Source organism: Nonomuraea sp. LP-02, from assembly GCF_036289125.1.
GTDB classification, from domain to species: domain Bacteria; phylum Actinomycetota; class Actinomycetes; order Streptosporangiales; family Streptosporangiaceae; genus Nonomuraea; species Nonomuraea bangladeshensis.
Genome location: NZ_JAXCLK010000001.1, coordinates 4743445 through 4764366 on the forward strand (window position 1 = coordinate 4743445; position 20922 = coordinate 4764366).

The following is a 20922-nucleotide window of genomic DNA, read 5'->3' on the forward strand; positions in this document are numbered from 1 at the left end:
TCAGGCCACCGCGGCCGCCGGAACCTCCACGAGCAGGACCCGATTCAGCCGGGTCACCGCGAGGATCCGCATGATCCGCGGTGGCACCCCCCGTAGGACGAGGCGGCGTTGCGCGCCCATCGCGCGCCGATGCGCCCCCACGAGCACGCCGAGACCGGTCGCGTCGATCATCTCCAGCTTGGAGAGATCGAGGATCAGGTCGCCCTCGCCGGCGTCGAGAGCGTCGTGCAGCCGCTCGCGCACCCCCGCAGACGTGCCGGCGTCGAGCCTGGCCCCGATCCGCACCACTTGAGCTCTCGGATTGCCTCGGACGCGCATGCCACCTCCTCAGTCACGCGCACAGCCGGTCGCGCCCGCGCGCACAAATGCGCGGAACGGACCTCCTGCATGTCATCCCTACCCATCCACAGGCAGCGACACGACAGCTTCGAGCAGGAACTCTCCATCCTCCGTGGGCCGGGCGCACACCGCGCCTCCCACGGCGGCCAGCCGCTCCGCCATGCCGGTGAGCCCGCTGCCCAGGTCGTCGGCCTGCCGCCGGGCCACCCCGTCGTTGCGTACGGACAGCTCCGCCTGCTCAGGGGTGAAGCGGATCGTGATCTCGCAGAACGTCGCCGTGCTGTGCTTGAGCACGTTGGTGACCGCCTCGCGCACCGCGAAGGCGAAGACGGGGGCCAGCCCGCCGGGCAGCTCGCGATAGGGCAGGCGCACCTCGCAGCGGACCCCGGCCGCTTCGAGCACTCCCTTCACGCTATCCAGCTCGGCCGTCAAGTCAAGCTCGCGGTAGCCGCGCACGGCCTCGCGCAGCTCGCGCAGGGCCTTGCGGGTGAGCGTGTTGATCTCGGTCAGCTCGGCCTTCGCCGCCGCGGGATCGGCCTCGGACAGCCGCCTGGCCAGCTCGGTCTTGACCGCGATGGCCGAGAGCTGGTGGCCCACCAGGTCGTGCAGGTCGCGAGCGAAGCGCAGGCGCTCCTCGGCCAGCGCCAGCCGCGTGTGCGCCTCCCTGCCCTGGTGCGCCTGCTCCGCCAGCGTCCAGATCCACAACCACAGCCGGCCGGACGGGGGCAGGGAGGCGCACCAGACGCCGTAGACCCCGCCGTAGAAGAGCACGGCCTCCGGCAGGCTCAGGTCCGCGCCGGTCACCCCGGTGTCGGTCACCACCCCGAGCAGGCCGAGCCCCACGGCGACCACGAGGGCCCCCACCGACTGCAGGACCGCTGTGCGCTTGGAGACCCGCAGCGTGGCGGTGTAGACCCAGACCATGATGAGGAAGCCCCAGCCGAAGGGGTCTCCCCCGCCCGCCGCCGCTCCGATGACCGCGAGGACCGCGCTCACCACGATCTCGCGGAGGGGATAGCGGCCTGCCATCACGGCGTCGATGGCCCGCCAGGCGAGCCAGGTGAAGCCCGCCGCCGCCGCGAACGCGGGCACGGCGCGCCACCAGGGGAACCTCCCCTCGCCGAACAGCACCGTGCTGCCCAGCGCGAGGATGATCCACAACATGACGAGACCGGCGATCAACGTGATCCACGTGATACGCCGGGCTCGCTGGAGCGCTTCCATCCGCCGCCGTCCGCCTACCCGGCGCGCAGCACTTCGGTGAGCTTGAGCCGCGCTCCCGTACGCAGCACCGCCCGGCGGTACACCCCGGCGCCGAACGACAGCACCGCGAGCACGGCCACCACCATGGCCGCCATGGACGCCCCCACCTGCCACAGCGGCACCTCGGTCGCCGCCATCCGCACCGGCATGACCATGGACGAGAACGGCGGCACGTACGACAGGACCGTGGCCAGCGTGCCCGTGGGGTCGGTGGTGGTGTAGAAGGCCACGAAGTACGTGACCATGATGGTCATGGTCAGCGGCGTGATCACGCTGCCGACCTCCTCCTGGCGGGAGACGAGCGAGGCGAACGCGGCCGACAGCGTCGCGAAGAACGCGTAGCCGAGCACGAACCACACGAGCACCCCGACCACGAGCCCGGCGATGCCGGGCGGGAAGTCCGCGGCGATGCCGGAGGCGGCCGCGGCGCCGAGGCCGACGCCCAGGATCACCACCAGGTTGATCAGGCCGAGCACGCCCAAGCCGATGATCTTGCCGGCGAGCAGCTGCCAGGGCCGGATCGAGGAGAGCAGGATCTCCACGATCCGGCTGCCCTTCTCCTCCACGACGCCCATCGCCACCATCGACACCTGGCCGATGATCAGCATGAACAGCACCAGCACGAGCACCACGGCGATCCCGGTGCGGGCCGAGTCGTACCGCGCGTCCTCGCCCACGGTCTCCATCTGCAACGGCGGGATCGACACGCCCGCCGCGCCGAGCTTGACCTCGCGGTTCACGCTCTGCAGCAGTACGCCGAGCTCGTCGTCGAGCTGGCCGTCGGCGAGCACCTTGGTCCCGCCGACCACCACGGCGTCCACGTCGCCGTCGAGCACGGCCTGCCGGGCCGCGGCCTCGTCGGCGAACTCCCGCCACTCGAACTTCGCCTCCGGCGCCGCCCGGTCGAGCGGCAGCCGCTCGCTGTTCACGGTGCCGATGGTGTAGGAGTCGGGACGGTCCATGAGCTTGGGCGCGAACGAGACCGCCGCCACCACGAGAGCCGTCACCAGCAGGCCGATGACGAACCCCTTCGTGCGGATCTGCGTCATCACCTCTCTGCGGGCGACCAGCATCACACCGTTCACGCCACGGCCTCCTTGAAGATCTCGGTGAGGGTCGGCTGCTCGACGCCGAAGTGCTCGACGCGGCCCGCCTTGATCGCGCGGCGCAGGACCTCCTGGTCGTCTCCGCTGCTCGTACGCAGGACGTGCCGGTCGCCGTTGACGGTGACCGTGCCGGGCAGGCCGTCCGCCCAGCCGGGGGCGGGGTCGCGGACCACCACGCGCAGCGTGTCGCTCTCGGCGGCACGCAGCTCGGCCACAGTGCCCGAGGCCACCATGCGCCCGCGCGCGACGATGCCGACCGCGTCGCACAGCCGCTCGACCAGGTCGAGCTGGTGGCTGGAGAAGATCACCGGCACGCCGCCCCTGCACCGCTCCTGGAGCGTGCCGGCCAGCGCGTCCACGGCGATCGGGTCCAGGCCGGAGAACGGCTCGTCCAGCACCAGCACCTCGGGGTCGTGCACCAGCGCGACCGCGAGCTGCACGCGCTGCTGGTTGCCCAGCGAGAGCGCCTGCACCGCCTCGTTCCTGCGCTCGGCGATGCCCAGCCGCTCCATCAGCTCCTCGGTGGCCTTCTGCGCGGCCGGCGCGCTGAGGCCGTGCAGGCGGCCGAAGTACTCGATCTGCTCGGCGACCCGCATCTTCTGGTACAGCCCGCGCTCCTCCGGCATGTAGCCGAAGCGCCGCCGCGCGTCGTAGTCGAGCGGGCGGCCCTGCCAGCTCACCGAGCCGGAGTCGGCCTGGAGCACGCCCATGACGATCCGCATGGTGGTCGTCTTGCCGGCGCCGTTCGCGCCCACGAACCCGTACATCTCCCCAGGCCGCACGCTGAAGCCCACACCGTCCAGCGCGACCTTTCCGCCGGGGGCGTCGGGGCCGCCCGCGAAGCGCTTGCGCAGCTCGCTTATCTCCAGCATCAGGTCCTCTCCTTCGTCATGGGTCAATAGTGGCGTTGGCACCGTTCGTCCAGGTAGTCGCTGAAATCACGAGCCGGACATGCATCCCGCGTCCGATCGGGATGACTTTTGTCATTACGCTGAGCGCATGACGCGCGCCGACAAGGACAAACCGGTCGTTCTCTCTCGCATCTACACCCGTGCCGGCGACGACGGCACCACCAGGTTGAGCGACATGAGCACGACCGCCAAGACCGATTCGCGGCTGGCCGCGTACGCCGACGTGGAGGAGGCCAACGCCCACCTCGGGCTGGCCCTGTCGTTCGGCACCCTGCCGGCCGAGCTGGCCGAGCTGCTGACCCGCCTGCAGAACGAGCTCTTCGACGTCGGCGCCGACCTCGCCACACCGGTCACGGACAACCCCGAATACCCGCCACTGCGGGTCGAGCAGTCCTACATCGACCGACTGGAGGAGCAGTGCGACCGGCTCAACGAGGGCCTGAAGCCGCTGCGCAGCTTCATCCTGCCGGGCGGCGACCCCGCGACGGCGGCGCTGCACGTGGCCCGCGTGACCGTACGCAGGGCCGAGCGCACCGCCTGGGCCGCCCTGCAGGCCCACGACGACATGAACCCGCTGACCGCGAAATATCTCAACCGGCTGTCGGACCTGCTGTTCATCGCCTGCCGCGTGGCCCACGCCGGCCAGGAGATCCTGTGGAAGCCCGGCGGGACCCGCTGAGCAGCCCCGGGGCGGCGCTCAGGCCCGCGCTGCGGGCCCGTCAGGCCACGTCGAGGTAGGCGCTGGGCGGCGCGGACTCCAGCCACGCCAGGAAGCCCGTCAGCGCGTCGGCGCTCATCGCCAGCGAGATGCCCCGCGTGCTGCCGCTGCAGTCGACCGCGTAGAGCCCGTCGCCGAGCTCGCGACGGGCGGAAACGACGAGGCCGCGCCTCGCGATCGCGTGGCGCGGCCTCAGTCGGACGCCCAAGAGCGGAATCCAGTGGAGTTCCCCGTCGGCATAACGGGCCACCCCGCTGCGCCAGCCGCGGTCACCGACCCGCAACCGGCAGGGTACGTTGCCGCGCGATCGCAGCATGAACACGCGCGGCACCACGAGGGCGGCAAGCAGCACTACGAGAACCACAACCGTCGCCACCATGCCGCCCCCTGACAGCTCTGTTATACGTCTTCCCCCGCCGCGCGGAGCCGGGCCCTGGCACGCTTGGCCTCGATCGCCGCGTCGGCGTCTTCCTGGTTGGCCTCGATGGAGGCCTGAGCGCGGTCGAGCGCGTCACGGGCAGCCGCGACGTCGACCTCCGACCCGAGCTCGGCGACCTCGGCGAGCACGGACACCTCATTGTCGGCCACGGAGATGAACCCGCCGTGAACAGCCGCCACGAGGTCGACCTCGCCCTCCCGCTTCACGCGCAGCACGCCGCCCTCGACGAGAACGCCGAGCACAGGTGCATGTTGCGGCATAATACCGATCTCGCCGTCCACGGTCTTGGCAATCACCATGTCGGCCTCGCCAGACCAGATCTCACGCTCGGGTGAGACAACCCCTACGCGTAGCTTCGCCACTTGTGCAGGTTCCTTTCCGATCAGGTGGCGGCGCGGGACCGGGCCCGGGCCGCCACCGTATGGCGATTAGCGACGCTGGAGTTCCTTGGCCTTGGCCACGGCCTGCTCGATGCCGCCGACCATGAAGAACGCCTGCTCGGGCAGGTGGTCGTACTCACCCGCGCAGAGGCCCTTGAAGGAGGCGATGGTCTCGTCCAGCGGCACGGTCTCGCCCGGCTGGCCGGTGAAGGCCTCGGCCGCGTACATCGGGTGCGACAGGAAGCGCTCGATGCGGCGGGCCCGCTGAACGGTGACCTTGTCCTCCTCGGACAGCTCGTCGATACCGAGGATCGCGATGATGTCCTGGAGCTCGCGGTACTTCTGCAGGATCCGCTTGGTCTCCTGGGCCACCCGGTAGTGCTCCTCGCCCACGATCTGCGGGTCGAGGATCCGGGAGGAGGAGTCGAGCGGGTCCACCGCGGGGTAGATGCCCTTCTCCGAGATCGGCCGCGAGAGAACGGTCTGCGCGTCGAGGTGCGCGAACGCGTTGTGCGGGGCCGGGTCGGTGATGTCGTCCGCGGGGACGTAGATCGCCTGCATGGAGGTGATCGAGTGACCGCGGGTCGAGGTGATGCGCTCCTGGAGCACGCCCATCTCGTCGGCCAGCGTGGGCTGGTAACCCACGGCCGACGGCATGCGGCCGAGCAGCGTGGAGACCTCGGAACCGGCCTGCGTGAAGCGGAAGATGTTGTCGATGAAGAGCAGCACGTCCTGCTTCTGCACGTCGCGGAAGTACTCCGCCATGGTCAGCGCCGTCAGCGCGACCCGCAGACGGGTGCCCGGCGGCTCGTCCATCTGGCCGAAGACGAGCGCGGTGTCCTTGAGGACGTCCGCCTCCTCCATCTCCAGCCAGAGGTCGTTGCCCTCACGAGTGCGCTCGCCCACGCCGGCGAAGCACGAGGTGCCACCGAAGTTGCGGGCGACACGGCGGATCATCTCCTGGATGAGGACCGTCTTGCCCACGCCGGCGCCGCCGAACAGGCCGATCTTGCCACCCTGCACGTACGGGGTGAGCAGGTCGATGACCTTGATGCCGGTGACGAGCAGCTCGGTGCGGGACTCGAGCTGGTCGAAGGCCGGGGCCGGACGGTGGATGCCCCACCGCTCGGTGATCTTCAGCGACGAGGTCGGGACGTCCAGCGTCTCGCCCAGCGCGTTCCACACGTGGCCCTTGACGACGTCGCCGACGGGCACCGAGATCGGGCCGCCGGTGTCCTGGACCGCCTGGCCGCGGACCAGGCCGTCGGTGGGCTGCATGGAGATGGCGCGGACCAGGTTGTCGCCGAGGTGCTGGGCGACTTCCAGGGTCAGCGTCTTGGTCTCGCCGCCGAGGGTGACCTCGACCTTGAGCGCGTTATAGATGTCGGGCATCGCGTCGACGCCGAACTCCACGTCGACGACGGCGCCGGTGACGCGCGCCACACGGCCGGTGCCGGCCGCGGCGGCTTCTACAGTTTCAACAGCCTCTGCAGTCATTTCACTCTTTCCCCGCTGCGGCGTCAGCGAGCGCGTTGGCGCCACCGACGATCTCGCTGATTTCCTGGGTGATCTCGGCCTGGCGAGCCTGGTTCATCTGCTGGGTGAGCACCCGCATCAGCTCGTTGGCGTTGTCGGTCGCCGACTTCATGGCGCGCCGCCTGGCGGCCTCCTCGGAGGCCGCCGACTGCAGCAGCGCGGTGAAGATCCGGGATTCCACGTAACGCGGAAGCAGCGACTCCAGCACGTCGCCGGCGGTCGGCTCGAACTCGAAGTACGGCGGAATCTGGGTGGACTCCGTGGCCTCGGTCTCCTCGACCTCCAGCGGCAGAACGCGCTTGACGACGACGTTCTGGGTCAGCATCGAGACGAACTCGGTCGAGACGATGTGGATCTCGTCGATGCCGTTCTCGTCCTTGAACGAGTCGATGAGGACACCCGCGATCTCCTTGGCGTCGGCGTAGGCGGGCTTCCTGGAGAAGCCGACCCACTCGCCGCCCATCGACCGGCCGCGGAAGGAGTGCCAGGTGACACCCTTGCGACCGGAGACGAACGGCACGACCTCAAGGCCACGGCTCTCCAGCAGCCCGCGCAGGGCCTCGGCCTCACGCAGCACGTTGGCGTTGAAGCCGCCGCAGAACCCGCTGTCGCTCGTGACGATCAGGACGCCCGCCTTGGCGGGGTTGTCCTTCGCCACGGTCAGCGGATGGTCGACGCTGGCCGCGTTGCTGACGACGCCGGTCACGGCGCGGATGATCTCGCGCTCGTACGGCAGCGCCGCCTGCATCCGTTGCTGCGCCCGCACGATCCGTGAGGAGGCGATGAGCTCCTGGGCGCGCGTGATCTTCGCGGTCGACTTGACCGAGCTGATCCGCCGCCGCAGCAGCCTGAGCTGGGCACCCATGGACTACTTCTCCGTCGCCGGGCGGACGACCTTCTTGATCTTCTCCTGGCCGACCTCGCCGGCCTCCAGCGGAGCGACCGGCTCGTCCTTCACCAGCAGCTCGCCCGAGGAGGTGGTGAAGCCCTTCTTGAACTCCGTGATGGCGTCCTTGAGGGTGGTGACGGTGTCGTCGCCCATGTCCTTCGTCTCGCGGATGGTGTCGAAGACGCCCTTGTGCGAGGACTGCAGGTAGTCGAGGAACTCGGACTCGAACCTGCGGACGTCCTCGGTCGGCACCTCGTCCAGCTCACCGGTGGTGCCGGCCCACACCGACACGACCTGGCGCTCCACGGGGAACGGGGAGTATTGGGGCTGCTTGAGCAGCTCGACCAGCCGCTGACCGCGCTCCAGCTGGGCACGGGAGGCGGCGTCGAGGTCGGAGGCGAACGAGGCGAACGCCTCCAGGTCGCGGTACTGGGACAGCGACAGCTTCAGCGTGCCGGCGACCTTGCGCATGGCCTTGACCTGCGCGGAACCGCCGACTCGGGAGACGGAGATGCCGACGTTGATGGCCGGGCGGACGCCGGCGTTGAACAGGTCGGTCTCCAGGAAGCACTGACCGTCGGTGATGGAGATGACGTTGGTCGGGATGAACGCCGACACGTCGTTGCCCTTGGTCTCGATGATCGGCAGACCCGTCATCGAGCCGCCGCCCATGTCGTCCGACAGCCTGGCGCAACGCTCCAGGAGCCGGGAGTGGAGGTAGAAGACGTCGCCGGGGAAGGCCTCGCGGCCCGGCGGGCGACGCAGCAGCAGGGACACGGCGCGGTAGGCGTCGGCCTGCTTGGTCAGGTCGTCGAAGACGATGAGGACGTGCTTGCCCTGGTACATCCAGTGCTGGCCGATGGCCGAACCGGTGTAGGGGGCGAGGTACTTGTAGCCGGCCGGGTCGGAGGCGGGAGCGGCGACGATGGTGGTGTACTCCATCGCGCCGGCCTCCTCGAGCCGGGCCTTGACCTGCGCGATCGTCGAGCCCTTCTGGCCGACCGCGACGTAGACGCAGCGGACCTGCTGCGTCGGGTCGCCGGAGGCCCAGGCCTCGCGCTGGTTGAGGATGGTGTCGACGGCGATCGCGGTCTTGCCCGTGCCGCGGTCACCGATGATCAGCTGGCGCTGGCCGCGGCCGATCGGCGTCATGGCGTCGATCGCCTTGATGCCGGTCTGCAGCGGCTGCTTCACCGGCTGCCGCTGGACGACCGAGGGGGCCTGCAGCTCAAGGGCACGCGTGCCCTCGGCGGCGATGGCGCCCTTGCCGTCGAGGGGGTTGCCCAGGGGGTCGACCACGCGGCCGAGGAAGTCGTCGCCGACGGGCACGGACAGGACCTCGCCCGTCCTGCGGACCGTCTGGCCCTCCTCGATGCCGCTGAAGTCGCCCAGGATCACGACACCGATCTCACGGGTGTCGAGGTTGAGCGCCAGGCCGCGCGTGCCGTTCTCGAACTCGAGCAGCTCGTTCGCCATCGCCGAGGGCAGGCCGGAGACATGGGCGATGCCGTCGCCGGCGTCGACGACGGTCCCGATCTCCTCGCGCGCGGCGCCTTCCGGTTCGTACGCCTGGACGAAGCGCTCAAGCGCGTCCCGGATCTCGTCCGGCCGGATCGTAAGCTCCGCCATCTCTACTCTGTCTCCCTATTTCGCCTAGCCGGCCAACCGGCGGCGGACTTCTTCGATTCGTCCCACGATGGTGGTGTCGATGATCTCGTCGCCGATGCGGACCGAGAACCCACCGAGCACTCGCTTGTCCACCTCGACATTCAGGTGCACGTCACGCCCGTACGAGGTGCGCAGCCACGACGACAGGCGCCGCTTCTGTGCCTCGGTCAGCTCGACGGCGCTGCGCACCACCGCCACGAGGCGCTGGCGCTGCTGGGCCACGAGCTGGCCGAACTCCTCGAGCCCTGCTTCCAGGCTACGTCCTCGCGGGTGCAGAACCACCTGCGTGATGAGGCGCAGGCTGGTGGGCGCCACCTTGCCGCCGAGCAGGTCGCTCAGCAGCTGCCGCTTGCCCTCGGCGGGGCCCGCGGGGTCGGCGAGCGCGCGGCGCAGGTCGGGGTTGGCGGCCACGACCCGACCGAAGCGGAAGAGCTCGTCCTCCACGTCGTCGAGCCGCGACTGGCTCTCCGCCTCCGCGGCCGCGGCGACCACGCCGAGCCGTTCGAGCACGTCGGCGAGGTCGCCGGCGCGTGACCAGCGAGCGGCGACCGCGCTCTCGACGGTGGTCAGCGTGACCGCGCCGACCTTGCCCTCCAGCAGCGCCCGCACGGTGCGCGTCTTGGCCTCCGCCGGCCTGGCCTGGTCGGACAGGGCGCGGCGCAGGCCGTGCTCGCGGTCGAGCAGATCCGCGACCGCGAACAGCTCGTCGGAGAGCGTCCCGAGGTCGGCACTGCCGGCGACCGCGTTGAACCGCTCCTCGACCTCGGCCAGCGACGTCCTGCTCAGACCGCGCATCAGCGCACCGCCTGCGCGTTGGAGCTCTCCAGCTCGTCGAGGAACCGGTCGACGATGCGGCTCTGCCGGGCCTCGTCCTCCAGCGACTCGCCCACGATGCGGCCCGCGAGCTCGGTCGACAGGCGGCCGATCTCGGTGCGGAGCTGCGCGAAGGCGGCCTGACGGTCGGCCTCGATCTGCGCGTGAGCCGCCTCGACGAGGCGGCGGGCCTCGGCCTGCGCCTCCTCGCGGAGCTCGGCCTTGATCTGCGCGGCCTGCTCGCGGGCTTCCTCGCGGAGCCTGGCGGCGTCGCGCCGGGCCTCCTCAAGGTTGGCCGCGTACTGGCGCTGCAGCTCCTGGGCCTGGGCCTGGGCCTCTTCGGCCCGCTTGATGCCGCCCTCGATCGCGTCCGTCCGCTCGGCCAGCGTCTTCTGGATACGCGGCACGAGCATGCGCCCGACGACGAGGAAGACGACGAGGAACGCGAAGATACCGACGACGAGCTCGTACGTGTGCGGGATGAGGGGGTTGCCACCCTCCTCCGCCGCAAGGAGCGTAGCTGCCTTAACGATCATGTTGCAGCCTTTCGTCAGTTGAGGGCGATCAGATGCCCGAGAAGATGAACGGCGCCACCAGGCCGATCAGGGCGAGGGCCTCGGTGAGGACGAAGCCGAGGAGCATGTTCTGGCGGATCAGGCCGTAAGCCTCGGGCTGGCGCGCGATGGCCTGCACGCCCTGACCGAAGATGATGCCGACGCCGATGCCGGGGCCGATGGCGGCGAGACCGTAACCGATGGCGGTGACGTTGCCGGAGACCTCAGCGAGAACGCTCATTGTTCTTATTCCTTTACTTAACGGCCGGCGACGTGGGTATCACCGGTCATGGACATTCCGTGTGGTGTGCGTGGGACTCAGTGCTCAGCGTGCAGCGAGTTGCCGATGTACATCGCCGCCAGCATCGCGAACAGGAAGGCCTGCAGGAACTGGATGAACATCTCGAAGCCGGTCAGGACGATGGTCATCAACACACCGAGGACACCGACGGGGGCGCCCAGCGGGGTCAGCTTCTCGAACAGGAACCAGAAGCCGACCATGCTGAAGAAGGCCAGGAGCATGTGACCCGCGAACATGTTCGCGAAAAGTCGGACCGCATGCGTGAAGGGGGCGATGATCAGGTTCGACAGGAACTCGATCGGCGCGAGCAGCACGTAGATGAACTTGGGCAGGCCGGGCGGGAACATCATGTTCTTGAAGTAGCCGACCGGGCCCTGGTGCTTCATGCCGAGGTAGATCTTGAGGACGTAGATCAGGCCGGCGAGCACGGCGGGGAAGGCGATGTGCGAGGCGACCGGGAACTGCAGCACGGGGATGACGCCCATGAGGTTCCACACCAGGACCAGGAAGAAGATCGAGACCAGCAGGCCCATCCACCGGTCGGCGTCCTTGCCCAGGAAGGGCCGGGCGACCTGGTCGCGGACGAACATGTAGCCGTACTCGACGACGTTCTGGAGGCCCCTCGGCACCAGCTTGGGCTTGGCGAAGGCGCCCCAGCACAGGGCGGTCACCACGACCGAGGCGAGCAGGGCGAGCAGGACCGGCTTGGTGAACCAGTCCACCCCCGGGATGATCGGGGGCAGGTTGAACAGCTCATCAGGCGTAGGCGCCCCGAACTGATCGCCATGAGGAGCGAGGACCGTCAGCGCACTCACGCGGCGTTCCCTTCAACGTCGTAGTGGATCACAAGAGTTACCTCGGCGGAGTGATCGCTGCGCCGGGCTAGCGACCGAACTTCCGGTAGGCCAGGTAGCCGGCGAGCACAACCCCCAAGACCACGCCTATGGGGAAGAACGCGGACATGTCCAACCACCGGTCCAGCAACCACCCGAGACCGCCGTAGAAGGCCATCCCTGCGAGCAAGTAGCTGGGGACTGACCACATGGCGTCGGCGAAGTCGCGACCGTCTGTCTCCGGTCGGCGTTCCTGTGCGCTCATCGCGGCCCCGACGATAGCAGGCGAGTAGAGGACTAGTCATATCGGGCCCCGCCCAGAGGGACGGCCTCATGAGTCACCGTGTCCGGGGACCTTGGCCTCGGGGTCGACGTACAGCATCTTGGTCTTGATGAAGGCGCGGACCTCGAAGCCCGTCCACACGAGCGTGCAGATCACGACAGACCAAGCGAAAGCGAGGGTGTTCCAGATCGTGGTGTCGCGGAACGCGTTGAGCACGATCATGATGACGACGACCTTGACGAGATAGCTCCCCATCGCCGCCATCGCCATCACCTGCGGGGAGATACGGGCGGCGTAGGAGACCGCCACCACACTGACGCTGAAGAAGACCCCGACCAGCAGCGTGCCGAGGGCGGCGCCCAGCGCGCCCTTGCCGCCGGCGGTCAGGAGAGCGACGACCACCGCGGCCACCCCGACCACGAGGGTCGGAATCGCGGCGCTCTTGAGTACGCGCACGTCGTTGGCCTGCATCGGTGCTCCATCAGCGAGTTATCAAGCGAGCGTTTGCTACCCCGCAGACATGTGCGTCGGGGGTCCCTGCTCGTGAAAGATATCACAAGCTCACGGAAGACCGCTTTTACCTGCCGTTTCTAGTTCGCGATCAAGAACGGCTCGGAAAGGCGGGAATGACCGGATTGCCGTCGGCCGCCGCGGAACGCTGCGCCCCCGGCCCGTCCGGCGGCGGCATCCGCCGCCTGACCTCGGGCTCCGGCGGGATCGGCGGCATCGGGCCGGTGGGCGGGCCGTCGTCGTCGGGCTGCTTGCCGCGCGAGGCCGCGTGCGTGCCGCCCCGGCCCCGCCAGCGCGGCAGCGCCATCAGCACGAGCACCGCCAGCGCGAACACGATGACCACCGGGAACAGCAGGACCGGCACGCCGATCGTGGACATGCCGACGATGCCGAAGGCGAACAGGAACGCCCAGGCGTACATGATGAGCACCGACCTGCGGTGGGAGTGGCCGATGTCCATCAGCCGGTGGTGCAGGTGGCCGCGGTCGGGCGCGAACGGCGACAGCCCCCGCGAGGTGCGCCGCACGACCGCCGTGATGAGGTCGACCAGCGGCAGGATCAGCACCGCCGCCGGCAGCAGCAGCGGCAGCAGCACCGGCACCTTGTTCATGCCCTCGATGATCCCCGGGTCGACCGGGGTCACGGTGACGATGGACGAGGCCAGCACGAGCCCGATGAGCATCGCCCCGGTGTCGCCCATGAAGATCTTCGCCGGGTGGAAGTTGTGCGGCAGGAAGCCGAGGCAGGTGCCGATGAGGATGGCCGCGATGGCGGCCGTCGTGGTGATGCGCCCGCCGCTGATGTTGACGGCCAGGAAGATCGAGTAGGCCCAGGTGGCCATGCCGGCGATGCAGACGATCCCGGCCGCGAGGCCGTCGAGGCCGTCGACGAAGTTGACCGCGTTGATCGTCACCACCACGACCATGATGGTGATCACGGTGCTGAGCGTGAGGTCGAGGCTGATGGAGCCGCCCCAGTCCTGCGGCAGCGGGATGTAGAGCAGGCGCATGTCGAAGAAGGCCAGCACGCCCGCCGCCGCGACCTGGCCGCCGAGCTTGATGAAGGCGTCCATGCCCCACCAGTCGTCGAGGAACCCGGTCAGCGTGATCAGCCCGCCGGCCACGATGAGCGCCGTGACCGTGTTGCCGTCGGTCTCGTTGAGCGCCTTGCCGGTGTGCGTGAGCTGGCTGGCGACCAGCAGCCCCGCCACCAGGCCGCCGTACATCGCCAGTCCGCCCAGGCGGGGCGTCGGCGTGGTGTGCACGTCGCGGTCACGAACCTCCGGCATGGCGCCGATGCGGATCGCGAAGCGGCGCACGAGCGGAACCAGCAGATAGGTCACCGCCGCCGCGATGAGCGCCATGAACAGGTATTCGCGCACGACCCTAGTTTCCCGGATGTCCCGGCCAGGTGTGACCGGAAAACGACACAGACCAGCTTAATATTCGCTGAGATATGGCCGATAGATGGTCAGCAGCGCCGTAACCCTCTCCCTGACCTCGTCGGCGGCGCCGGGATCGCGGACCGCGGCCGCCACGAGCTTCCCGACCTCCATCAGCTCCTCCGGCCCCAGTCCCTGGGTGGTGACGCAGGGCGTCCCCACGCGGATGCCCGAGGTGACCGCCGCGGGCTCGGGATCGTACGGGATGGCGTTGCGGTTGAGCGTGATGCCCGCCGCCGCGCACCGCCGCTCGGCCTCCGCCCCCGTCACGCCCGTGTCACGCAGGTCGACCAGCGCCAGGTGCGTGTCGGTGCCGCCCGAGACCGCCCGCATCCCCTCCGCGCCCAGCGCCCCGGCGAGCGCCTGCGCGTTGACGACCACCCGCCGCGCGTAACCCGCGAACTCCGGCCGCAGCGCCTCGCCGAACGCCACCGCCTTGGCCGCCACCACGTGCATCAGCGGCCCGCCCTGCAGGAACGGGAACACCGCCCGGTCGATCCTGGCGGCCAGCTCGGCGGTGCACAGGATCGCACCGCCGCGCGGCCCGCGCAGCGTCTTGTGAGTGGTGAACGTCACGATGTCGGCGTACGGGACCGGCGACGGGATCGCCCTGCCCGCGATCAGCCCGATCGGATGGGCCGCGTCCACCAGCAGCCACGCCCCCACCTCGTCGGCGACGCCGCGGAAGGCCGCGTAGTCGATCAGCCTCGGGTACGCCGTCGCGCCGCACACGATGACCTTCGGCCGGTGGCGCAGCGCCAGGTCCCGCACCTCGTCGTAGTCGATCAGCTCGGTGTCCCTGCGCACCCCGTACGGCACGACGTCGAACCACCGTCCCGAGAAGTTCACCTTCGAGCCGTGCGTGAGATGGCCGCCGTGCGGCAGGGCCATGGCCAGCATCGTATCGCCGGGCTGGAGGAGGGCGGCGTAGGCGGCCAGGTTCGCCGAGGCGCCGGAGTGGGGCTGGACGTTGGCGTGCTCGGCGCCGAACAGCCTCGTGGCACGCTCGACGGCCAGCCGCTCGGCGCGGTCCACCACCTCACAGCCGCCGTAGTAGCGGCGGCCCGGGTAGCCCTCGGCGTACTTGTTCGTCAGGGTCGAACCCAGAGCGGCCAGGACGGCGGGCGAGGTGAAGTTCTCGCTCGCGATGAGCTGAAGGCCGCGGCGCTCGCGGGCCAGCTCGTCGAGCAGCACCTCGGCGAGCTCGGGATCGTTCCGCCGCAGCAGCCCGAAGTCCGGGCCGTAGTAGGGTTCGGCACCCATTCCCCCACTGTACGACCCGGTGTCCGGTTCTCCTGGGAGCGGGTCCGCGGCGCGTCAGGGGAACGCGTGGGGAGCGCTCGTCTTTACCGGGATCCAGCGGGGCGTGTCGTGAGCTTCGTCACTGATCGCCGTCAGCACCGCGTGCCGGTAGACGGCCAGCCTGGTGCGCCACTCGCGGATGTCCTGGACGTACCGCTCGCCGACCGGGGCGTCCCACGTCTGGGGGCTCCTGGCCAGGTTGAACGCCTTGTCCAGGGTCGTCCTGAGAGACTCCAGCTGGGGCAGGACGGTCTGCCAGGCGACGACCAGGCGCTGGTACTCCGGGTTGAACTCCCAGGCGGCGGGCTGGTTGTCCAGGGGGCCTGTGGAGGTGGCCGGGGGACGCTCGTCCACGGCCTTGGGGCGGGGGGCCGGCGGGTCGACGTACATCACGCGGTCCTTTCCGGCTTCTGGGTATTTCGGGGGTCGGGCCGGTCGGGGTCGCCGGGCCGGTCGGGCTCGATCGTGCCCGGGGGGCCGTCGGGGCGGATGTCCTGGGCCGGCCGGGCATCCGTGCCGTAGTCGCCGGTGTCGTACTCGCCGGGCGGGATCCGTACGGACGGGATGTCCTGGGGGTGAATGTCGCGGTGATGGCCGACGCCGGCGCGGGGCGCGTCCTGATCGGGCGGCGTCACCTCGACGGACACCGCGTCACCGCCGCCCCCGGCCCACCCAGGGACCTCTCCCCCAGCCGTGATCCGCACCTGCGCACCACCGTGAGCCCCGCCCCCCTCCGCCCCGGCACCGCCGTACCCGTGAGCGACCACCGACACGCCGGGGTCGTCCATGAGCCTTATCCCCGGACTTCCCGAGCCCGCCCCATCACCGGACGCCGCCCCATGACCCGGGCTCGGCGCCGCATCCTGACCAGACCCCGACGTACCGTCCCCGCCGGTTGCCGGTGGTGTGATGCCGCCGCCGTTGCCTCCGGTCGCGCCCTCGCCGCCGCCGTCGGCGGCCGGGGGTGTCGGCGGGATGATCACTCCCTGGTTCCCGTTCGGGGCCGAGCCGCCGTCACCGCGGGCCGTGCCCGCGTCGCCCGGCGTCGTACGTTCGCCGCTCGGTGTCGTCGTGCCAGTGTCGCCGCGCGGGGATCCTGCGCCGTCCGGGTTGGAGCCGCCACCAGGTGGCGTGGGATCCGCTCCACCTGACTCCGAGCCGATGCCGCCAGGGGTCGCGCCCGTGCCGCCTGAGGGGGCACGGGCATCCCCCTTACCCGTGCCTTCGGGTGTCGTGTTGTTGCCGCCCGGGGTGCGGTCGGTGGTGGAGTCGCAGCCGGTGTCCGTGCCCGTACCCGTGTCCGCGTTCGAGGGCTTGTCGTCGATCGGCGTGATGGCCGTCGCGCTGCTGTCGTCCCGCGAATAGCCGGCTTCGACGGTGCCGGGGGTTGTCGCCGCGCCGGTGCCGCCGTCCGGTGGTGAGGTCGTGGATGAGGGGTCGTTCGGGTTGATGGAGCCTTGCGTGCCGTCAGGGCGGATGTCGCGTTCGGCCCATTCGCCCTTGCCGTACTCGCCTGCCGGCGCCTCGACGCTCGGCATGCCCTGGGGCGGGGAGTCGCTCGTGCCGGGGGTCGCTGCTGCGCCGGTGTCGGTCGTGGGTGGTTTGGGCATGTCGGCGGGTTGAATCTGGTCGGCGTTCCTGAGCATGTTCTCGACCTGCTCGGCCGTGGGCGGGTCCAGGGGGATCTGGAGGACCTTGACTCCGTCCACTTCGACGACATGGGGTTTTGTGGCTGCTGTGTCGTCGGGGTGGTTCTTGGCGGGAGTGTCGGTGACGCCGTTGTCACCCCTTCTCGTCCCCGTGTCGGTGCCTGTGTCCTTGCCTGTCCCAGTGTTCTTGTCCCCGGTGTTCTTGTCCCCGGTGTCGTCACAGGTCTTACCGTCAGCGTCGGGCTTCCCGTCGGAACCGGTCTTGCCGTCCGACCCGGTCTTGCCGTCGGAGCCCGTCTTACCGTCAGCGTCGGGCTTCCCGTCGGAGCCCTTCTTCCCGTCAGCGTCAGGTTTCCCGTCAGAACCGGTCTTGCCGTCCGCGCCCGTCTTGCCGTCAGCGCCCGTCTTGCCGTCAGCGCCCGTCTTGCCGTCAGCGTCGGTCTTCCCGTCCGACCCCGTCTTCCCGTCGGAGCCCTTCTTCCCGTGAGCGTCGGTCTTGCCGTCCGCGCCTGTCTTGCCGTCGGCGTCGGTCTTCGGGGTTTCCTGGGTGGGTTTGTCGTCCCCGCGTACGTCCTTCGCCCCCTCGTCGTTCCCCGGCCGGTTGCCGGGCGACACCGGATCGGCGGGGCGGGTGGTGTCGGACTTGTCGGGCTGCTCGGCGCGCTTCTCCAGCACCGCGAGCCGCCCGTTCACGTCCTTGACCATGGCGTCGACGGCCTCGGCGACCTGCACGGGGCGGTGGGTGGCCCGCACCGACACCCCGGCGCGGCCGAGCGCGGAGCGGACGCGGTCCTCGACCGCCCGCATCTCCGTGGCCGCGTGTTTCGCCTCGGACAGCAGCTCGCGCACGAGCTTGGGATCCATGCCGTCGTACTTGCCCATGGGCCACTCCCCGACGTCTCGCCGCTCCGGGCCTCACCGTAATCACGGCCGGAGCGCCACCGCAGCCGGGATAAGCAGACGGTATACGTCGAGCGGCAGGTCATCCCGCCCGGGGCGTCAGTCGTCGGTGGCGACGTACCCGATGATGCCGCGCAGCTTCTGGACCGGGATGGCCCCGCTCCGCAGCAGCCTGGGCACGGCGGTGGTGAGGTCGAGGATGGTGGAGGGCGTGTTGTCGGTGGTCTTGCCGCCGTCGAGGTAGACCGCGACCGACTCGCCGAGCTGCGTCTCCGCGTCCTCCGCCGTCGTGGCGGCCGGGGCGCCGGAACGGTTGGCGCTGGAGACGGCCATGGGGCCGGTCTCCTTGAGCAGTTCGAGCGCCACCGGGTGGAGCGGCATGCGAACGGCGACCGTCCCCTTGGTGTCGCCCAGGTCCCAGGAAAGGGCCCTGTTGGCCTTGCAGACGAGCGTGAGCGGCCCCGGCCAGAAGGCGTCGATGAGATCCTGCCCGTACGGCCCCAGGTCGTCCACGAGCGCTGTGGCGGCTCGTACGGTGCCCACGAGCACCGGCGGCGGCATGTCGCGCCCGCGCCCCTTGGCGTCGAGCAGGGCGGTGACGGCGGCCGGGGTGAAGGCGTCGGCGCCGATGCCGTAGACGGTGTCGGTCGGCAGCACCACGAGCTCGCCCCTGCGTACGGCCTCGGTGGCCTCCTTCAGCCCCTCGGCCTTCTGCTCGGGGTCTGAGCAGTCAAAGCGTCGTCCCACGGCGTACTCCTCGGTGGTGACTCAGTCCTGGCCCAGCCGGGCCGTGACGAAGCGGTCCCTTCTGGTGAGGTCCTGGCGCAGGCGCACGTCGCGCCAGCCGTTGTCCTCGGGGAAGGTCAGGTAGACGGACCGGCCCTGCTGGTCGGCGTGCTCGACGGCGACCCAGCCGCCCGGCCGCAGCAGCCGGCGGGCGGTGCGCTCGACCGCGCGGACCTCCTCGAGGCCGTCGTCGCCGGAGCCGTAGAGCGCGCGGGCGGGATCGTAGTCGCGGACCTCCGGGTCGCGCGGGATCGCGCCGGGCGGGATGTAGGGCGGGTTGGAGATGACCAGGTCGACCTTGCCCTCCAGCTCGGGCAGCGCCTCGGCGAGGTCTTCCGGGTGCAGGTGTGTGCGTCCCTGGCCGAGCTCGGTGATGTTGCGCTTGGCCCAGGTGTAGGCCGCGGGATCGACCTCCACGGCGTGCACCTCGGCCAGCGCGACCTCCTGGGCGATCGACAGCGCGATGGCCCCGGAGCCGGTGCCGAGGTCGACCACGAGCGGCGCGTTGACGTCCATCTCGCGCAGCCGTTCGATGGCCCAGCCGGTCATGACCTCGGTCTCGGGGCGCGGCACGAACACGCCGGGCCCGACCGCGAGCTCCAGGTAGCGGAAGTAGGCGTGGCCGGTGATGTGCTGCAGCGGCTCACGGGCCTCGCGCCGCGCGACGCCCTCCCAGAACAGCGCGTCGAAGTCGGCGTCCTTGACCGTGTGGAGCTCGCTTCTGCGCACGCCGTGGACGAACGCCGCGATCTCCTCCGCGTCCGTGCGCGGTGAGGGCACGCCTGCCTCAGCCAACCGGGCGGTGGCGAGGGCGATCTCGTCCAGCAGCAGACTCATGAGTGTTGTGCGAGCTTCTCCGCCATCTCGGCGTCGATGAGGGACTGGGTGACGGCGTTGAGCTCGCCGTCGAGCACCTGGTCGAGGTTATACGCCTTGAAGCCGACGCGGTGGTCGGAGATGCGGTTTTCCGGGAAGTTGTAGGTGCGGACGCGCTCCGAGCGGTCGACCGTGCGGACCTGCGACTTGCGCTCGGCCTGGGCCGCGGCCTCGGCCTCCTCCTGGGCGATGGCCAGCAGCCGGGCGCGCAGGATGCGCATCGCCGACTCCTTGTTCTGGAGCTGGCTCTTCTCGTTCTGGCAGGAGACGACGACGCCGGTCGGCAGGTGGGTGATGCGGACCGCGGAGTCGGTGGTGTTGACGCTCTGGCCGCCGGGGCCGCTGGAGCGATAGACGTCGATGCGCAGGTCGTTGGGGTCGACCTGGACGTCGACCTCCTCCGCCTCGGGGTAGACGAGCACGCCGGCGGCGCTGGTGTGGATGCGGCCCTGCGACTCGGTGACGGGCACCCGCTGCACGCGGTGGACGCCGCCCTCGAACTTGAGCCTGGACCACACGCCCTCGTCGCCCTTGGCCTTGATCGCGACCGTGACGTCCTTGTAGCCGCCGAGGTCGGACGGCTGGGAGTCGATGACCTCGGTCTTCCAGCCGAGCCGCTCGGCGTAGCGGAGGTACATCCGCAGCAGGTCGCCGGCGAACAGCGCGGACTCCTCGCCGCCCTCGCCCGCCTTGATCTCCATGATGATGTCCTTGTCATCATTGGGATCGCGCGGGATGAGCAGGTGCTTGAGCCGCTCCTCCAGCTGCGGGACGCGCGCTTCGAGCTCGGCGGCCTCGGCCGCGAACGACTCGTCCTCGCCGGCGAGCTCCTTGGCCGCGCTCAGGTCCTCGCGGACCGAGGCCAGCTCCCGATAGGTGGTCACGATCGGGGTGAGCTGGGAGTAGCGGCGGCCCAGGGTGCGGGCCTTGGACTGGGCGGCGTGCACGGCGGGGTCGGCGAGCTGCAGCTCCAGCTCGGAATACTCCTTGAGCAACTCGTCGAGGTTCACCGTGGGTCCTTGAGGTGTGTGGATCGGCTGAGGGCGTGGTGTCGCTTACCGACAACGCCGACCCGGCGCACGCGGATGTGCGGCCGGGCCGGCGTGTGGTGAGCTACTTGCCCGCGGCCTTCTTGCCGAAGCGCTTCTCGAAGCGCGCCACCCGGCCGCCGGTGTCCAGGATCTTCTGCTTGCCCGTGTAGAACGGGTGGCAGGCCGAGCACACGTCGGCGTGGATCACGCCGTTCTTGGCGGTGCTGCGGGTGGTGAAGGTGTTACCGCAGGAGCAGGAGACCTGCGTCACGTGGTAATCGGGGTGGATGTCGCTCTTCATCGCTGTCCTTTCGGGCTGCGGCCGCCGGGTCGCCGCAAGGCATGGCGTGAACCGGAACCGCAAAATGGTCAGCTACCAGTGTGCCAGATCGTG

24 protein-coding genes are annotated in these 20922 nt (G+C 70.0%); 1 reads left to right on the forward strand and 23 read right to left on the reverse strand.

Annotated features, from left to right (window positions below; all coding sequences use genetic code 11):
- From SMD20_RS22000 to SMD20_RS22015, 4 genes are all read right to left on the reverse strand, one after another.
- A complete protein-coding gene (locus SMD20_RS22000; RefSeq protein WP_329584066.1) occupies positions 1-318 on the reverse strand; it encodes an STAS domain-containing protein in 318 nt (105 codons plus the stop codon).
- Positions 319-396: 78 nt separating this feature from the next.
- On the reverse strand, positions 397-1521 hold the full coding sequence (locus tag SMD20_RS22005) for a sensor histidine kinase (protein WP_329584067.1): 1125 nt from the start codon (positions 1519-1521) through the stop codon (positions 397-399).
- A 56-nt stretch (positions 1522-1577) separates the two neighbouring features.
- Positions 1578-2687 carry an ABC transporter permease gene (locus SMD20_RS22010; protein ID WP_329584069.1) on the reverse strand — a complete coding sequence of 370 codons (1110 nt, stop codon included), beginning with the start codon at positions 2685-2687 and terminating at the stop codon, positions 1578-1580.
- Positions 2684-3580, reverse strand: coding sequence for an ABC transporter ATP-binding protein (locus SMD20_RS22015; protein ID WP_329584070.1), 897 nt, complete (start codon positions 3578-3580; stop codon positions 2684-2686). Before SMD20_RS22015 ends, SMD20_RS22010 begins: the two co-directional genes overlap by 4 nt.
- 127 nt (positions 3581-3707) lie before the next feature.
- On the opposite strand from SMD20_RS22015, the gene SMD20_RS22020 reads away from it, so the two are divergent.
- Complete coding sequence (locus tag SMD20_RS22020) at positions 3708-4298, forward strand: cob(I)yrinic acid a,c-diamide adenosyltransferase (protein ID WP_329584072.1); 591 nt, start codon at positions 3708-3710, stop codon at positions 4296-4298.
- Positions 4299-4338: 40 nt separating this feature from the next.
- Here SMD20_RS22020 and SMD20_RS22025 read toward each other — a convergent pair whose 3' ends face one another.
- The 19 genes from SMD20_RS22025 to rpmE all read right to left on the reverse strand — a co-directional run bounded on the left by SMD20_RS22025 (position 4339) and on the right by rpmE (position 20829).
- Entirely contained in the window at positions 4339-4716 is a 378-nt protein-coding gene (locus SMD20_RS22025; RefSeq protein WP_329584074.1) for a DUF2550 domain-containing protein, read from the reverse strand.
- A gap of 20 nt (positions 4717-4736) precedes the next feature.
- Positions 4737-5138 (reverse strand): F0F1 ATP synthase subunit epsilon, encoded by a 402-nt coding sequence (locus SMD20_RS22030; RefSeq protein WP_091090848.1) that lies wholly within the window; start codon positions 5136-5138, stop codon positions 4737-4739.
- A gap of 66 nt (positions 5139-5204) precedes the next feature.
- Positions 5205-6653: a F0F1 ATP synthase subunit beta gene (atpD, locus tag SMD20_RS22035; RefSeq protein WP_329584077.1), complete on the reverse strand. Its 1449-nt coding sequence runs from the start codon at positions 6651-6653 to the stop codon at positions 5205-5207.
- Position 6654: 1 nt separating this feature from the next.
- Positions 6655-7557, reverse strand: a complete 903-nt coding sequence (locus SMD20_RS22040; protein ID WP_329584078.1) for a F0F1 ATP synthase subunit gamma — start codon at positions 7555-7557, stop codon at positions 6655-6657.
- 3 nt (positions 7558-7560) lie between these two features.
- The gene (gene atpA, locus SMD20_RS22045; RefSeq protein ID WP_329584080.1) at positions 7561-9210 is read right to left on the reverse strand and encodes a F0F1 ATP synthase subunit alpha; all 1650 of its coding nucleotides are present in this window, start codon (positions 9208-9210) and stop codon (positions 7561-7563) included.
- A 24-nt stretch (positions 9211-9234) separates the two neighbouring features.
- Positions 9235-10044, reverse strand: a complete 810-nt coding sequence (locus SMD20_RS22050) for a F0F1 ATP synthase subunit delta (RefSeq protein ID WP_329584082.1) — start codon at positions 10042-10044, stop codon at positions 9235-9237.
- Positions 10044-10598: a F0F1 ATP synthase subunit B gene (locus SMD20_RS22055; RefSeq protein ID WP_329584084.1), complete on the reverse strand. Its 555-nt coding sequence runs from the start codon at positions 10596-10598 to the stop codon at positions 10044-10046. Before SMD20_RS22055 ends, SMD20_RS22050 begins: the two co-directional genes overlap by 1 nt.
- Before the next feature lie 28 nt (positions 10599-10626).
- Positions 10627-10857: an ATP synthase F0 subunit C gene (atpE, locus tag SMD20_RS22060; RefSeq protein WP_020546689.1), complete on the reverse strand. Its 231-nt coding sequence runs from the start codon at positions 10855-10857 to the stop codon at positions 10627-10629.
- A 77-nt stretch (positions 10858-10934) separates the two neighbouring features.
- On the reverse strand, positions 10935-11732 hold the full coding sequence (gene atpB / locus SMD20_RS22065; RefSeq protein WP_329584086.1) for a F0F1 ATP synthase subunit A: 798 nt from the start codon (positions 11730-11732) through the stop codon (positions 10935-10937).
- A 67-nt stretch (positions 11733-11799) separates the two neighbouring features.
- Positions 11800-12015 (reverse strand): AtpZ/AtpI family protein, encoded by a 216-nt coding sequence (locus SMD20_RS22070; protein WP_329584088.1) that lies wholly within the window; start codon positions 12013-12015, stop codon positions 11800-11802.
- A 66-nt stretch (positions 12016-12081) separates the two neighbouring features.
- Positions 12082-12504 carry a hypothetical protein gene (locus SMD20_RS22075; protein ID WP_329584090.1) on the reverse strand — a complete coding sequence of 141 codons (423 nt, stop codon included), beginning with the start codon at positions 12502-12504 and terminating at the stop codon, positions 12082-12084.
- Positions 12505-12634: 130 nt separating this feature from the next.
- Positions 12635-13924, reverse strand: a complete 1290-nt coding sequence (locus SMD20_RS22080; RefSeq protein WP_329584092.1) for a glycosyltransferase family 4 protein — start codon at positions 13922-13924, stop codon at positions 12635-12637.
- A 57-nt stretch (positions 13925-13981) separates the two neighbouring features.
- Positions 13982-15247, reverse strand: coding sequence for a serine hydroxymethyltransferase (glyA, locus tag SMD20_RS22085; protein WP_329584093.1), 1266 nt, complete (start codon positions 15245-15247; stop codon positions 13982-13984).
- A gap of 54 nt (positions 15248-15301) precedes the next feature.
- On the reverse strand, positions 15302-15676 hold the full coding sequence (locus SMD20_RS22090; protein ID WP_329584094.1) for a hypothetical protein: 375 nt from the start codon (positions 15674-15676) through the stop codon (positions 15302-15304).
- Positions 15676-17817: a hypothetical protein gene (locus SMD20_RS22095; protein WP_329584096.1), complete on the reverse strand. Its 2142-nt coding sequence runs from the start codon at positions 17815-17817 to the stop codon at positions 15676-15678. Before SMD20_RS22095 ends, SMD20_RS22090 begins: the two co-directional genes overlap by 1 nt.
- Before the next feature lie 117 nt (positions 17818-17934).
- Positions 17935-18582, reverse strand: coding sequence for an L-threonylcarbamoyladenylate synthase (locus SMD20_RS22100; RefSeq protein WP_329584097.1), 648 nt, complete (start codon positions 18580-18582; stop codon positions 17935-17937).
- Positions 18583-18603: 21 nt separating this feature from the next.
- Complete coding sequence (prmC, locus tag SMD20_RS22105; RefSeq protein WP_329584098.1) at positions 18604-19458, reverse strand: peptide chain release factor N(5)-glutamine methyltransferase; 855 nt, start codon at positions 19456-19458, stop codon at positions 18604-18606.
- Positions 19455-20507 (reverse strand): peptide chain release factor 1, encoded by a 1053-nt coding sequence (gene prfA / locus SMD20_RS22110; RefSeq protein ID WP_329584100.1) that lies wholly within the window; start codon positions 20505-20507, stop codon positions 19455-19457. Before prfA ends, prmC begins: the two co-directional genes overlap by 4 nt.
- Positions 20508-20610: 103 nt before the next feature.
- Positions 20611-20829 (reverse strand): 50S ribosomal protein L31, encoded by a 219-nt coding sequence (gene rpmE / locus SMD20_RS22115; protein ID WP_091090811.1) that lies wholly within the window; start codon positions 20827-20829, stop codon positions 20611-20613.
- Between the last annotated feature and the right edge of the window lie 93 nt (positions 20830-20922).

Excerpts from the sequence above, each read along its gene's own strand:
- SMD20_RS22055 (WP_329584084.1), bottom strand. The coding sequence starts at position 10,598 with ATGATCGTTAAGGCAGCTACGCTCCTTGCGGCGGAGGAGGGTGGCAAC.
- SMD20_RS22040 (WP_329584078.1), bottom strand. The coding sequence starts at position 7,557 with ATGGGTGCCCAGCTCAGGCTGCTGCGGCGGCGGATCAGCTCGGTCAAG.
- SMD20_RS22000 (WP_329584066.1), bottom strand. The coding sequence starts at position 318 with ATGCGCGTCCGAGGCAATCCGAGAGCTCAAGTGGTGCGGATCGGGGCC.
- SMD20_RS22050 (WP_329584082.1), bottom strand. The coding sequence starts at position 10,044 with ATGCGCGGTCTGAGCAGGACGTCGCTGGCCGAGGTCGAGGAGCGGTTC.
- SMD20_RS22070 (WP_329584088.1), bottom strand. The coding sequence starts at position 12,015 with ATGAGCGCACAGGAACGCCGACCGGAGACAGACGGTCGCGACTTCGCC.
- atpD (WP_329584077.1), bottom strand. The coding sequence starts at position 6,653 with ATGACTGCAGAGGCTGTTGAAACTGTAGAAGCCGCCGCGGCCGGCACC.
- atpA (WP_329584080.1), bottom strand. The coding sequence starts at position 9,210 with ATGGCGGAGCTTACGATCCGGCCGGACGAGATCCGGGACGCGCTTGAG.
- SMD20_RS22075 (WP_329584090.1), bottom strand. The coding sequence starts at position 12,504 with ATGCAGGCCAACGACGTGCGCGTACTCAAGAGCGCCGCGATTCCGACC.
- rpmE (WP_091090811.1), bottom strand. The coding sequence starts at position 20,829 with ATGAAGAGCGACATCCACCCCGATTACCACGTGACGCAGGTCTCCTGC.
- SMD20_RS22020 (WP_329584072.1), top strand. The coding sequence starts at position 3,708 with ATGACGCGCGCCGACAAGGACAAACCGGTCGTTCTCTCTCGCATCTAC.
- SMD20_RS22095 (WP_329584096.1), bottom strand. The coding sequence starts at position 17,817 with ATGGGCAAGTACGACGGCATGGATCCCAAGCTCGTGCGCGAGCTGCTG.
- SMD20_RS22015 (WP_329584070.1), bottom strand. The coding sequence starts at position 3,580 with ATGCTGGAGATAAGCGAGCTGCGCAAGCGCTTCGCGGGCGGCCCCGAC.
- prmC (WP_329584098.1), bottom strand. The coding sequence starts at position 19,458 with ATGAGTCTGCTGCTGGACGAGATCGCCCTCGCCACCGCCCGGTTGGCT.
- SMD20_RS22025 (WP_329584074.1), bottom strand. The coding sequence starts at position 4,716 with ATGGTGGCGACGGTTGTGGTTCTCGTAGTGCTGCTTGCCGCCCTCGTG.
- SMD20_RS22090 (WP_329584094.1), bottom strand. The coding sequence starts at position 15,676 with ATGTACGTCGACCCGCCGGCCCCCCGCCCCAAGGCCGTGGACGAGCGT.
- glyA (WP_329584093.1), bottom strand. The coding sequence starts at position 15,247 with ATGGGTGCCGAACCCTACTACGGCCCGGACTTCGGGCTGCTGCGGCGG.
- atpE (WP_020546689.1), bottom strand. The coding sequence starts at position 10,857 with ATGAGCGTTCTCGCTGAGGTCTCCGGCAACGTCACCGCCATCGGTTAC.